Consider the following 12,623-nt stretch of genomic DNA (forward strand, 5'->3'; position numbering starts at 1 on the left):
GGAATCTGAACCCTGTAGGAGCGAAGCTGGCTCGCGAAGGCCGAGTGTCAGGCAACGATGATGTCGGCTGATACTCCGCCTTGGCGAGCCAGCTTCGCTCCTACAGGCTTTGCAGTGTTACTTGAGGTTGCCGCTCAGGAACTGCTGCAACCGCTCGCTCTTCGGGTTGCCCAGCACGTCTTCCGGCGCGCCTTCTTCCTCGACCAGGCCCTGATGCAGAAACAGCACCTGGCTCGACACCTTGCGGGCGAAGCTCATTTCGTGAGTCACCATGATCATGGTCCGGCCTTCTTCGGCCAGGCCTTGAATCACTCGCAGCACCTCACCCACCAGTTCCGGGTCGAGTGCCGAGGTCGGTTCGTCGAACAGCATGACTTCCGGTTCCATGGCCAATGCCCGCGCAATCGCCACGCGTTGCTGCTGGCCACCGGAAAGAAACGCCGGGTATTGATCCGCCACGCGCGCCGCCAGCCCGACCTTGTCGAGGTAACGCCGCGCGCGGTCTTCGGCTTCCTCTTTGCTGCAACCCAGCACCCGGCGCGGGGCCATGGTGATGTTTTCCAGCACCGTCATGTGGCTCCACAAGTTGAAGTGCTGGAACACCATGGCCAGGCGGGTGCGGATTTTTTGCAGTTCATCGGGGTCAGCCACGTGCATGCCGTGGCGGTCCTTGATCATGCGGATGTTCTGGCCGTCCAGGGTCATGGCGCCGTCATTGGGCTGTTCGAGAAAGTTGATGCAGCGCAGAAAGGTGCTTTTGCCCGAGCCGCTGGCGCCGATCAGACTGATGACGTCGCCGGTGTTGGCCTTGAGTGAAACGCCTTTGAGCACATGATGATCGCCATAGCTTTTATGCAGGCCTTCGATGGTCAGTTTGTACATGGGGCATGCATCCTCAAGGCGAAAGTAGGTAGCCGCTGCGATAGGCCTCGGTGCCCGCGACGTGCGCGATCACCATGCCGGCAGTGGCCATGCGCCGCAGCGAGCGGGCGTACATCAGTCCGGCGGCGGTGCAATGAACGGGTGTGACGCGATCGTTGATCGGGTCGATGATTTCGGCGATCAGTTGCCCGGCTTCGAGGTATTCCCCCGGCAGTGCGGTGAACACCAGCAGACCGCCCACCGGTGTCGACACCGGCTCGACGCCGGCCAACGGGGTGGCGGGGTAGGGCAGCTCGGGCAATGGCGCCACTTCGCCGGCAATGGCGCCGAAGTGAATCAGGTAGTCGATCAGCGCCTGGCAGTCGAGACTGGCCAGAGGATGATTGACGTCGCCCTGGCCGCGCAACTCGACGGTGACCGAGAAACTCCCCAACGGGATGTTGAACTGTTCGCCGAAGCGTTCTTTCAACTGCCACCAGAGCAGGGTGAAACATTCATCGAACGACTGACCGCCGGAATCGGTGGCCAGCAGGCTCGCTTCGGCGCCGATGTAACGGGCCAGCGGCTCGACCTGCGGCCAGGCTTCGGGTGTGGTGTAAAGGTGGGCGACTGCTTCGAAATCGCAATGCAGGTCCAGCACCATGTCCGCATCGCAGGCCAGCCGTTGCAGGGTCAGGCGTTGGGATTGCAGCTGAGTACTGGCGGTTTGCCGAGCGAGGGCGTTGCGCAGGCTTTCACGGATCAACTCGAGGTTGCGCTGCGGCTCATCGCCAAGCTGGCCTTCGATTTCGTTGCCCACCGCTTCGCTCAAGTCGACGAACCAGCGATTGAAGTTCTGCCCGCTTTCCAGCTCGTAGCGGCCCAGCGGCACATCCATCAGCACCTGTTCCAGGCCGACCGGGTTCGCCACCGGCACCAGCACGATTTCGCTGCGCAGGCGGCCGGCGGCTTCAAGTTCCGCCAGGCGCTGCTTGAGGTGCCAGGCCACCAGCATGCCGGGCATTTCATCGGCATGCAGGGACGACTGGATGTAGATCTTGCCTTTGGCCGACGTTGGGCCGAAGTGGAAACTGTGAATCTGTCGAGCGGTCCCCGGCAGCGGGGCCAGCAAGTCATGTATCTGGTGGCGCATGTTTGTCTCTTTATTCCTGAAAGCGGGTCCTAGTGGGTCGGCCCGAGGAACGCCAGCCATCGGCGTTCGGCGAGGCGGAACAGGCCGACCAGCGCGAAGGTAACGGTCAGGTAGATCAGCGCAGCGATGCCGAACGACTGGAAGGTGAGGAAGGTCGCCGAGTTGGCGTCCCGCGCGACTTTCAGGATGTCCGGGATGGTCGCGGTGAACGCCACGGTGGTCGAGTGCAGCATCAGAATCACTTCGTTGCTGTAATAAGGCAACGAGCGACGCAGGGCCGACGGCATGATCACGTAGGCATACAGCTTCCAGCCTGTCAGACCGTAGGCCTTGGCCGCTTCGACTTCACCGTGGGCCATGCTGCGGATCGCCCCGGCGAAAATCTCCGTGGTGTAGGCGCAGGTGTTCAGGGCGAACGCCAGGATCGTGCAGTTCATCGCATCGCGAAAGAACGCATCCAGTACCGGTTGGGCGCGCACGGCGGCCAGGCTGTAGATGCCGGTGTAGCAAATCAGCAACTGGATATACAGCGGCGTGCCGCGGAACAGGTAGGTGTAGAACTGCACCGGCCAGCGAATGTAGAAGTGCGGCGAGACCCGGGCGATGGACAGCGGGATCGACACCAGGAAACCGATGACGATCGAGGCGGTCAGCAGCCACAGGGTCATGGCCAGGCCCGTGATGTTGTAGCCGTCGGTATAAAGGAAGGGTTTCCAGTATTCCTGCAAGAGTTCGATCATCGTACGGCCTCCCGGGAACCGGCGGCGTAGCGGCGTTCGAGCCAGCGCAGGACGAAGTTGGAAGCGCTTGTGATGAGCAGGTAAATCAGCGCGGCAAGCACCAGGAAGTAAAACAGTTGATAGGTGCTCTTACCGGCGTCTTGCGCTGCTTTGACCAAATCGGCGAGGCCGATGATCGACACCAGCGCGGTGGCCTTGAGCATCACCATCCAGTTGTTGCCGATACCCGGCAGGGCAAAGCGCATCATCTGCGGGAACACCACGATTCGAAAGCGCTGGCCACGTTTGAGGCCATACGCGGTAGCCGCTTCGACCTGGCCCCGAGGCACGGCGAGAATCGCCCCGCGGAAGGTTTCGGTGAAATACGCGCCATAGATGAAGCCCAGGGTGATGACCCCGGCGCTGAACGGGTTGATCTCGATGTATTCCCATTCCATGAAATCGGTAAACGACGTCAGCCAGGTTTGCAGGCTGTAGAAAATCAGCAGCATCAGCACCAGGTCCGGCACGCCGCGAATCAGCGTGGTGTAGATCTGGGCTGGAACCCGCACCAGTTTGACTTTTGACAGTTTGGCGGTGGCGCCGAGCAGGCCGAGCAATACGGCCACCAGCAGCGACAATGCCGATAATTTGATGGTCATCCAGGTGCCTTCCATCAGCAACGGACCGAAGCCCTTGAGGCTGAAGGCTGAGAGCCCCAGGTTTTGTAATAGGTTTTCGAACATAAATCAGCAACCTGATCGGGTGAAAAAAGCGCCCATCGCGAGATGGGCGCCGGGCATTATTTGCCGCTGTACAGATTCAGATCGCCAAAGTGTTTCTTCTGAATGGTGGCGTAGGTGCCATCGTCGTGTAACGCTTTGATACCTTTATTCAAAAGCTCTTTGAGGTCTTTGTTACCTTTAGAGATACCGATAGCTGTTTTGGCCGGCAGCAATTCGCTGTCAACCGGCTTGCTGACTTCGTAGCCTTCGCCCTTTGGCGACTTCAAGAAGCCCAGTTCGGCTTGCAGCATGTCCTGGATCGCAGCGTCGAGACGACCCGACATCAGGTCGGAATACACCTGATCCTGGTTCTGATAGGCCTGGGTCTTCACGCCGGCCTTGTCCAGCACGGCCTTGGCGTACGCTTCCTGGATGGTGCCTTGCTCGTAACCGACAGTCTTGCCTTTCAGAGAAGCGACGTCTTCGCTCAGGCCGGAACCCTTCTTGAATACATAGGCGGTTGGGCCGGAGAAGAGTTCGTTGGAGAAGTCGATGACTTTTTCGCGGGCCGGGGTGACGGTCATCGAAGAGATCACACCGTCGAATTTATTGGCCTTGAGGCCCGGAATCATGCCGTCGAAATCGCTTTCGACCCATTTGCACTTGACCTTCAGCTCGGCGCAGATCGCGTTCCCCAGATCGATGTCAAAGCCCACCAGGCTGCCGTCGGCCGCTTTCGATTCGAACGGAGCATAGGAAGGGTCAACGCCAAAACGCAGTTCTTTGTATTCCTTTGCCATGGCGGAGCCAGCAGCCATGCACAACGCCAGTGCAGAAAGGGTCAGCAATGCTTTTTTCATTATTCAATCCCTAAGAACCAATATGAGCGCTTGTGGCGCAGAATTATTGTTACTGGAAAGCGTAAGACCCATTGAAAGTAGCAATTTCCGAACCAGAGTCCCGAACAAGCGTTTTAAAAGGTGATACAAGAAATGGCAATAGGGTATTTGTGCACGGAATCGGGCATCGGAAAATAGCCGCACCAAATCAGGTCGTGGAGACGCGAGTCCTGTGGCGAGGGAGCTTGCTCCCGCCGGAGCGCGAAGCGGTCCCGCTGTAGAAAATTTGCGACGGCTTCGCAGCCGAACGGGAGCAAGTTCCCTCGCCACAAAGTTTCTTTCAGCCCAACAAATCTTGCAGCGTTGCGAGGTTGTCGGCTTCTTCCACTGACTTGTCCTGCCGCCACCTCAACATCCGCGGAAACCGCACGGCAATCCCGCTCTTGTGGCGTTTCGACAGGGCAATACCCTCGAACCCCAGCTCAAACACCAGACTCGGTTTCACACTGCTCACCGGCCCGAACTTCTCCACCGTGGTTTTGCGCACGATGCTGTCGACCTGGCGCATTTCCTCGTCGGTCAGCCCTGAATAGGCTTTGGCGAAAGGCACCAGGGTACGTTCGCTGGCGTCCGGCGGGCCATCCCAGACCGCGAAGGTGTAATCACTGTAGAGATTCGCCCGGCGACCATGGCCGCGCTGCGCATAAATCAACACCGCGTCGACGCTGAAGGGGTCGACTTTCCATTTCCACCAGACGCCCATATCCTTGGTCCGGCCGACGCCATACAGCGCATCCCGGGCCTTGAGCATCATGCCCTCGACACCGAGGCTGCGGGAGGCCTCACGTTGTCTGGCGAGGTCGAACCAGTCTTCGCCGGTCAGCACTGGTGAGGCGAGTAATACCGGGTTGTTGCAGGTGGCGATCAGTTGATCCAGCTGATCGCGGCGCCTGGCCTGAGGCTGGCTGCGCCAGTCCTCGCCTTGCCATTCCAGCAAATCGTAGGCGAGGACCACCACCGGCACTTCTTCGAGAATTTTCCTGTCCAGGGTTTTGCGGCCGATCCGCTGTTGCAACAGGGCGAAGGGCATCACCGCCGGAGCGGACGGCGATTGTGGATTGAAGGCATCGTCAGTGTTGGGGCGAGGGGCTTTCCAGGCGACGATTTCACCGTCGATCACTGTACCGTCAGGCAGTCCGTGCAACAGGCTGTCGAGTTCGGGGAAACGCTCGGTTACCAGTTCTTCGCCGCGTGACCAGACCCACAGGCGCCCGTCACGCTTGATCACTTGGGCGCGGATGCCGTCCCACTTCCATTCCACCTGCCACTGGCTGGCCGGGCCGAGCACGGCGTCGAACTGCTCGACCGGTTGCGACAAGGCATGGGCCAAGAAAAACGGGTAAGGCTGACCTCCACGCTGGGCATGTTCGTCGGGCGATTCGGCCGCGATCAATTTCAGGTAACTGACGGCGTTCGGGCGATTGGACAGGTCGGTGTACCCGACCAGCCGCTGGGCCACGCGTTTGCTGTCGAGTCCGGCCATGGCTGCCAGGGCTCGCGTCACCAGCAGTTTGGAGACGCCGACGCGGAAACTGCCGGTAATGAGTTTGATGCAAAGCATCAGGCTGTGACGGTCCAGTTGTGCCCAGAGTGCGGGCAATCGTGCGGCGAGGACTTCCGGGGATTCGCCACGCAGGGGCAGCAGCTTGTCTTCAATCCACACCGCCAGCCCGTCGGTGGAGCTGTGCAGGGTTTCAGGCAGGACCAGCGAAATGGTTTCCGCCAGATCGCCAACCGCCTGATAACTTTCTTCGAACAGCCACGGCTCAAGGCCGGAAAACTCGACGGCCAGCTCACGCAGCACGCGCACCGGCACCAGCTGCCGAGGTCGCCCTCCGGACAAAAAGTACACCGCCCACGCCGCATCTTCGGGGGCAGCCTGGGCGAAGTAAGCCTGCATCGCGGCCAGTTTGGCATTGCTTGACGTGGTGGCGTCGAGTTCGGCATACAGCTCGGCGAAGGCCTTCATGTCGCCACCTCGGCGTGCTCGGTTTCGACGGCCGCGTTGTCTTCCTCATCGTCGCCGTATTCGGTGCTGAAACCCATGGCATCAAGGCCCTGTTCGCGCAGATGCCGCACCAGCACCGCCACCGAACCGTGGGTGACCATGACCCGTTCGGCGCCGGTTTGTTCGATGGCCCAGAGCAGGCCGGGCCAGTCGGCGTGGTCGGACAATACAAAGCCACGGTCCCCGCCGCGTCTGCGCCGCGTGCCGCGTAATCGCATCCAGCCGCTGGCGAAGCCGTCGCTGTAGTCGCCAAACCGGCGCATCCAGTTGCTGGCGCCAGCCGATGGCGGGGCGATGACCAGCGCCTTGCGCATCATCGGATCGCTCTTTTGCACGTCGCCGGCGTAGATCGTCGGCGGTATATAAACGCCGCTCTCGCGGTACACCCGGTTCAGCGGGTCCACCGCGCCATGCACCAGAATAGGGCCGAGGCTGGCGTCAATGCCATGGAGAATGCGCTGGGCCTTGCCGAAGGAATAGCAGAACAGCACGCTGGTTTTGTCGGCGGCGGCATTGGCCTGCCACCACTGATTGATCTCGTCAAAGATCTGCGCCTGGGGTTGCCAGCGATAGATTGGCAGGCCGAAGGTCGACTCGGTGATGAAGGTGTGGCAGCGCACCGGCTCGAAGGGTGCGCAGGTGCCGTCGGGCTCGATCTTGTAATCCCCCGAGGCGACCCAGACTTCGCCGCCGTATTCCAGGCGCACCTGGGCGGAGCCGAGGACGTGGCCGGCAGGGTGAAAACTCAGGGTGACGCCGTGGTGCCGCAAGCGCTCGCCATAGGGCAGGGTTTGCAGGCTGATGTCCTGGCCCAGTCGCGCACGCAAAATCCCTTCACCGGGCGCGGCCGCCAGGTAATGCTGGTTGCCTGTGCGGGCATGGTCGCCATGGGCGTGCGTGATGACCGAACGCTCGACCGGCCGCCACGGGTCAATATAGAAATCGCCGGCGGGGCAGTACAAACCTTCAGGGCGCGCGATAACAAGATCCATGTTGTTACCAAAATGGGGGGGCTTGTTAGCTATGAGGTTGGCGCGAAGCGAGAAGTTCTATCGAGTTTCGCGCGCTGATCGTTCCCATGCTCCGCGTGGGAATGCAGCCCGTGACGCTCCGCGCCACTGGACGCGGAGCGTCCCTAGAGGCATTCCCACGCAGAGCGTGGGAACGATCAGTGGCGAAAGGGGTTACTTGCCGGGTGTCAGGGTCAACCGTGTCTTGCCGTACACCTTGTCAAAGTTCTGCGGTTGCATCGGCAGGCTCATGTATTGCCCCTTCAGCCACGGATCAATGCTGTCGAGGTAGTGCGGGCTCGCCGGGTTGCCGGACTGACCGGTGCTGTTCTGCCCCATCAGCGGTTCTGCCTGGCTGAAGTCCACGATAAAGCGCATGGCTGGCGCCAGCGTCGTGTTGAAGTCCTGACCCCAGGTGAAGGCCGCCGTGTTCAGCGTCGTGTGGTCGCCGCCGGCCGCGAGCGGACCGCGCACGGTCTGGCCGCTGGCATTCTTCCACTCATAGCGGTGCAACTTGCCCCACTGCCAGGCTTTGTGATCGCCGCCCAATTGACTGTCACCGGCGCTGATCGCCGCCGCCAGACTGCGAGCGAGGATTGCCGGCTTGTCTTCTTTCTGCGGCGTGCGTGCGTCATCCCAGAACGGACTGTCTTCACGGCCCAGCAAGTGATCGGCCTGAGCCGCGTAGGACAACTTGCCGTTGGCGATAAAGGCTTTCCACGCCGGGCTGCTTTCCGGGCCCAGTTCGTCGAGGAAGATCTGTTTGGTGCTTTCCTGCAGGAACAGCTCGTAGATCGCCGCATCCGCAGAGGTCGGGCTGAGTTTGCCGTCGAAGGCCATCAAGCGGGTGTACGCCTCGCGAGCCTTGCCGCGATCGGCAACCGGCAGGGCTTCGATGGCTTGTTTGAGCGGCTGGGCCATGCCCGGCGCTTCAAACATTTTTTTCAGTTTGGCGGCGAACGTCGTGGTCTGGTCGTATTGCATCGCGATCACGCTGCGCGTGTCGTGTTTGCCCACACCCGCCAGTTCGGCCAGGCGTTCGCCACGTTCCGGAGCCGACCAGGAATTGGACAGCTGCATGCCGTAGCCATGGGGAATGACCCGCTGGTTGGCGGTGCCGAGCCAGCCTTGGGCCGGGTCCTGGTCATACGGGTGGAGCATCGGGTCGGCGTAGCCGTCCCAATCGTAGCGACCTTCCCAGCCCGGCGACGGCAGCAGGCCTTCGCCTTCGCGACGGTTCGGGTAACGCCCGGTGACTTGCCAGCCGATGTTGCTGGCGTCGGCGAACACCAGGTTCAAGGCGATGGCGCGGATTTCACGGCTGGCGTCCGAGGCTTTCTCGACGGTCTGTGCCCGGGACAGGTCGAAAAACGCGTCCAGGGTTTTATCGTCGGTGAAATTCGGCGTCTGCAAAGCCAGGCCGAAACCATTGGCCAGCGTCATGCCCTGGGCGCTGTTGAGCAAAGGACCGTGGCGGGTTTCGTACACCACTTCGCGAATCGGCCGCTGGCCTTTGACGAAGTAGGTTTCGTTGCGCACGATCGCCGGCTGCCATTTGCCACCGACTTCATAGGTCAGTCCATTGCCCTGGCGTTTGATTTTTTCCAGGAACAGGTCCTGGTTGTCGCCCATGACCGAGGTCATGCTCCACGCCACTTTGCCGTTGAAACCGCCGAGCACCATGGGCAAACCGGCAATCGTCGCGCCAGAGGCCTGGTACTTCGGTGCGCGAATCTGCACGTAGCTGAACAACGACGGCACACCCAAAGGCCCATGGCTGTCGCTGGCCAGCAGGCTTTTGCCACTGCGGCTGCGTTGCGGGCCGATGGCCCAGTTGTTCGACGAGGTGGCGCCCAGCAGATTCAGATCGGACAGTTGCCCGGTGGCTTTGCTGATTTGCGTCAGGCCCGGGATGGCGCCATTGAGTTTGATGCCCTGCAGTTTTTCAGCTTCGCCCAGCGGCAGTTTTTCGTCGGGGGCGGACGGCGTCAGCCACCCGAGTTTGTCCGTGGTGACGGTCTGGGCCAGCATCAGCGCGTTGATTTCTTCCGGCAGGTTGGCCGACTGACTGAAGTTCAGCAGGCAGAAAATCAGCGCCGAGTCTTCCGGTTGCCAGTATTCAGGCTTGTAACCGCTGGCGGCGAGGTCGGCCGGCAGCTTGTCGCGGAAACGGAACAGGTAGGCGTTGACGCCGCGCGCATAGACTTCGAAGAAGCGTTTGAGGCGCGGCGACGATGCCTTGTACAACTCGCCCGCGCTTTTCTTCAGATTGACGGCGCGCATGTAGCGGTCGGCGTCCAGCAGGTCCGAACCGGACATCTCTGACAAACGGCCCTGGGCCAACAGGCGCAAGGTGACCATTTGCGTGATGCGGTCGCTGGCGTGGACGTAGCCGAGGGCGAATAGGGCATCGTGGAAGCTGTTGCTCTCGATCAGCGGCATGCCCATGGCATTGCGGCGCACCGAAACGTTCTGCGCCAGGCCCTTGAGCGGCTGTACGCCGGTGGTCGGCGGGAGGGTGTCCTGGGTGTTCCAGGTCTGACAACCGGTCAGGCTCAAAACACCGGCCACTGCTGCGGCAACGCCGAACCGGGGAAGAAAATGTGTAAGGGCTGGCGAGGCCATGGCAAAGCTCCTGCGGGGGGTAGCGTCATTAAAGGCGCTACGTTAGTGAGCAGGAGGAGGGCGCGCAAGCAGGGTGTCAGGTTATTTCAGGATTTGTCCGATAAACACAATCTTGCCTGTAAGCGGAAGTGATGCTGAAGTGCCTGAAATTCAATGACCTGTTGTGAGAAAAGTCGGCATGGAGCTTAAGACCAACGCAGCACTGATCATCATCGACCAACAAAAAGGCATCTTGCAGCCCCGGCTCGGTCGCCGAAATAATCCTCAGGCCGAGGAACGAATTGTCGATTTGCTGGCGTATTGGCGGCGAACCGGACGGCCGGTGATTCATGTGCAGCACCTGTCCCGTTCACCGGAATCGGTGTTCTGGCCGCAGCAAGCAGGCGTTGAGTTTCAGGAACGCTTCATGCCCCAGGCCGGCGAACAACTGATTCAGAAACAGGTACCGGATGCATTTTGTGCGACCGGGCTGGAGGCGATTTTGCGCGAGGCGGGGATCGAGCAGTTGATCATCGTTGGCGTTGCGACCCATAACTCGGTGGAGTCCACGGCGCGAACGGCCGGGAATCTGGGATTTGACGCGTGGGTGGCGGAGGATGCGTGCTTTACGTTCGACAAGGCCGATTATTTTGGCCATGCGCACTCAGCCGAGGAAGTGCATGCGATGTCGCTGGGGAATTTGCACGGGGAATATGCGACGGTCGTGAGTACTGCACAGATATTGAAGGCTGGCTGAGTTCCCTGTAGGAGCGACGCACCGTCGCTCCTACAGGGGGGATGCGTGCACAGAACCAATGTGGGAGCGGGCTTGCTCGCGAGGTCGATTCAAGCGGCGAAGACGTTCTTCGCCCGAAGCATCAAGCGCCGTGGCACTTCTTGAATTTCTTGCCGTTGCCGCATGGGCAAGGGTCGTTGCGGCCGACATCTTTCAGGGCGTTGCGCACCGGTTCCTGGTGGGCGTGGCCGCAGTTCGGGCCGTGGACATGGCCGTGGTCGTGATCATGGTGGTCGTGATGGTCATGATCGTGGTTGCAGTCAGGGCCATGGACATGGGGTTGCTGGGTCATCGGTTTTGCTCCGGAATTAAATCGGCGGGGATTATCACGCCATTGCGCGCCAGGTGCACGTAGTGCGCGATGAATAAACCGGTTTCCATTTCACCTTCCAGACGATAGGGGATGGGCTGATCGGGTTTTTTCAGCATTTTCACCAGGTCCCGCACCTTGGGCCACAGGTTGGTGCGGATCGGCACCTTGAAATAGGCGCTGCGTTTGGGGCCGACGGTGAACCAGTGTTCATGCTCGCCTTCGGCCAGCAGCATGTCGCCCAAGTGAATACGGTACTCGAGGCCGCGCACCGTCAGGTCGCTGTCATTGGGATTGTCGACGCGAAAGTGCAGGATGAATTTCTGCTCCAGCAGTTTGGCGCGGACCACTTCAACCTTCACCAGGTGCACCTGCGGGTCCGGCAGATCGTCTCCGAACCAGGACGCGCAGCCGCCGAGCCCCAGAAAGAGGAGCGAGGAGAAGAGAAAAAGTGCAAGGCGCCGGGTGATCATGGTCGTGTTTCTCCCTAGAACGCCAGTCTAGCCCTTTGGAATCACCTCACGCGCCGAAATACCCCGCGCAACACTTCTTGAATTTCTGCCCGCTGGCGCACGGGCAGGCATCGTTGCGTCCGGCCTTGAGTGGCACGGTGGGGTCGATGAAGTACCAGTGCCCGCCGTTCTGCACGAACGAGGAGCGCTCGCGGTGGCTGTGTTCACCACCACCGTCATGCCAGCGTGCGGTGAACGTGACGAATGCGTGTTCCGGTTGACCGCCCAATACCTCGGAGCTTTCCACCTCCAGACCCAGCCAGGTGCTTTGCGCGCTCCAGTCGCTGATGGACTGACGATCCAGGCCGGCCTGTTGCGCGGGCAGGGTGGTTGCCACCAGATAGTCGATCAAACCCAGCACATAGGCGCTGTAGCGCGAGCGCATCAAGGCTTCGGCGCACGGCGCCGGATGCCCGGCATGGTAATGGCCGCAGCAGGCATCGAGCAGGGTGCCGCTGCCGCAAGGGCAAATGGATGTACTCATTGCGTTACCACCAATATTTCCCGAAGTTTTCCGGATTGGCCCAGAACCGTGAGTTGAGCCAGTCGGGCACCTGTTTATAGTCAAGCAGATCGTAGGTGAACAGCGTCAGCACTTGTTCATCGCGCTGGAAGCGTTCACTGGCTTGCAAGGCCAGGGAAAAGAAATCCGTCTCCTGCCAGCCGCTGGCCGGCAAATCCGCCAGCACCGCAATGCGGCTGGCGTTCAGATTACGTATCCCGCCTAAAAGATTCAGACCGTCACGCTTTGGCAGGTGTTCAAGGCAATCGACCACCAGCGCCAGATCAAAGCGGCGCGCCGCCAGTTCGGTCGGTAGTGCACCCGGTGCCGCATGCGCCACGCAGCTGTCCGGGTGCGCAAGCTTGAACGCCTCAAGTGCGGGGAATTCGCTGGCGCCGATCAACAACAGGCGCGCGGGGGCGTATCGATCAAGCAAAGCGGCCAACGCCTGCTGGGGCGTGCGCGAAGAAATACCTGCAATCATCAGAGTTCCTCAAAAAGAGCACCAAGACTAGCCTGCCCAA

The 12,623-nt window shown here is 60.7% G+C and carries 13 protein-coding genes; 1 reads left to right on the top strand and 12 read right to left on the bottom strand.

The features are described from left to right. Positions 1-117: 117 nt before the first annotated feature. From JIO00_RS06385 to JIO00_RS06420, 8 genes are all read right to left on the bottom strand, one after another. Positions 118-882 (bottom strand): ABC transporter ATP-binding protein, encoded by a 765-nt coding sequence (locus JIO00_RS06385; RefSeq protein WP_010462652.1) that lies wholly within the window; start codon positions 880-882, stop codon positions 118-120. A gap of 13 nt (positions 883-895) precedes the next feature. Then, positions 896-2,014, bottom strand: a complete 1,119-nt coding sequence (locus JIO00_RS06390; protein ID WP_154503366.1) for a succinylglutamate desuccinylase/aspartoacylase family protein — start codon at positions 2,012-2,014, stop codon at positions 896-898. A gap of 29 nt (positions 2,015-2,043) precedes the next feature. Next, complete coding sequence (locus JIO00_RS06395; protein ID WP_077750283.1) at positions 2,044-2,754, bottom strand: ABC transporter permease; 711 nt, start codon at positions 2,752-2,754, stop codon at positions 2,044-2,046. Beyond that, complete coding sequence (locus JIO00_RS06400; RefSeq protein WP_077750284.1) at positions 2,751-3,479, bottom strand: ABC transporter permease; 729 nt, start codon at positions 3,477-3,479, stop codon at positions 2,751-2,753. Before JIO00_RS06400 ends, JIO00_RS06395 begins: the two co-directional genes overlap by 4 nt. 56 nt (positions 3,480-3,535) lie before the next feature. Continuing rightward, the gene (locus JIO00_RS06405) at positions 3,536-4,318 is read right to left on the bottom strand and encodes a transporter substrate-binding domain-containing protein (RefSeq protein ID WP_010462646.1); all 783 of its coding nucleotides are present in this window, start codon (positions 4,316-4,318) and stop codon (positions 3,536-3,538) included. A 319-nt stretch (positions 4,319-4,637) separates the two neighbouring features. Further along, a complete protein-coding gene (locus tag JIO00_RS06410; RefSeq protein WP_200667819.1) occupies positions 4,638-6,326 on the bottom strand; it encodes an ATP-dependent DNA ligase in 1,689 nt (562 codons plus the stop codon). After that, a complete protein-coding gene (locus JIO00_RS06415) occupies positions 6,323-7,357 on the bottom strand; it encodes a ligase-associated DNA damage response exonuclease (protein ID WP_200667820.1) in 1,035 nt (344 codons plus the stop codon). The genes JIO00_RS06410 and JIO00_RS06415 overlap by 4 nt, the downstream gene beginning before the upstream one ends. Positions 7,358-7,549: 192 nt before the next feature. Then, positions 7,550-10,000, bottom strand: coding sequence for a penicillin acylase family protein (locus JIO00_RS06420; protein ID WP_200667821.1), 2,451 nt, complete (start codon positions 9,998-10,000; stop codon positions 7,550-7,552). A 178-nt stretch (positions 10,001-10,178) separates the two neighbouring features. On the opposite strand from JIO00_RS06420, the gene JIO00_RS06425 reads away from it, so the two are divergent. Next, positions 10,179-10,736, top strand: coding sequence for a cysteine hydrolase family protein (locus JIO00_RS06425; protein ID WP_154503375.1), 558 nt, complete (start codon positions 10,179-10,181; stop codon positions 10,734-10,736). Between the two features lie 121 nt (positions 10,737-10,857). Here the strand turns inward: JIO00_RS06425 and JIO00_RS06430 are convergent, their stop codons facing one another. From JIO00_RS06430 to JIO00_RS06445, 4 genes are read right to left on the bottom strand one after another with little or no spacing between them, the layout of a single operon-like run. Beyond that, positions 10,858-11,067 carry an SEC-C metal-binding domain-containing protein gene (locus tag JIO00_RS06430; RefSeq protein ID WP_007906737.1) on the bottom strand — a complete coding sequence of 70 codons (210 nt, stop codon included), beginning with the start codon at positions 11,065-11,067 and terminating at the stop codon, positions 10,858-10,860. Beyond that, a complete protein-coding gene (locus JIO00_RS06435; protein ID WP_083374890.1) occupies positions 11,064-11,558 on the bottom strand; it encodes an LEA type 2 family protein in 495 nt (164 codons plus the stop codon). The genes JIO00_RS06430 and JIO00_RS06435 overlap by 4 nt, the downstream gene beginning before the upstream one ends. Before the next feature lie 46 nt (positions 11,559-11,604). Continuing rightward, positions 11,605-12,081 carry a YchJ family protein gene (locus tag JIO00_RS06440; RefSeq protein WP_083374889.1) on the bottom strand — a complete coding sequence of 159 codons (477 nt, stop codon included), beginning with the start codon at positions 12,079-12,081 and terminating at the stop codon, positions 11,605-11,607. Positions 12,082-12,085: 4 nt separating this feature from the next. Continuing rightward, positions 12,086-12,583 (bottom strand): DUF6231 family protein, encoded by a 498-nt coding sequence (locus tag JIO00_RS06445; protein ID WP_200667822.1) that lies wholly within the window; start codon positions 12,581-12,583, stop codon positions 12,086-12,088. Between the last annotated feature and the right edge of the window lie 40 nt (positions 12,584-12,623).

This window comes from Pseudomonas sp. SW-3 (assembly GCF_016615645.1).
GTDB classification, from domain to species: Bacteria; Pseudomonadota; Gammaproteobacteria; order Pseudomonadales; family Pseudomonadaceae; genus Aquipseudomonas; species Aquipseudomonas mandelii.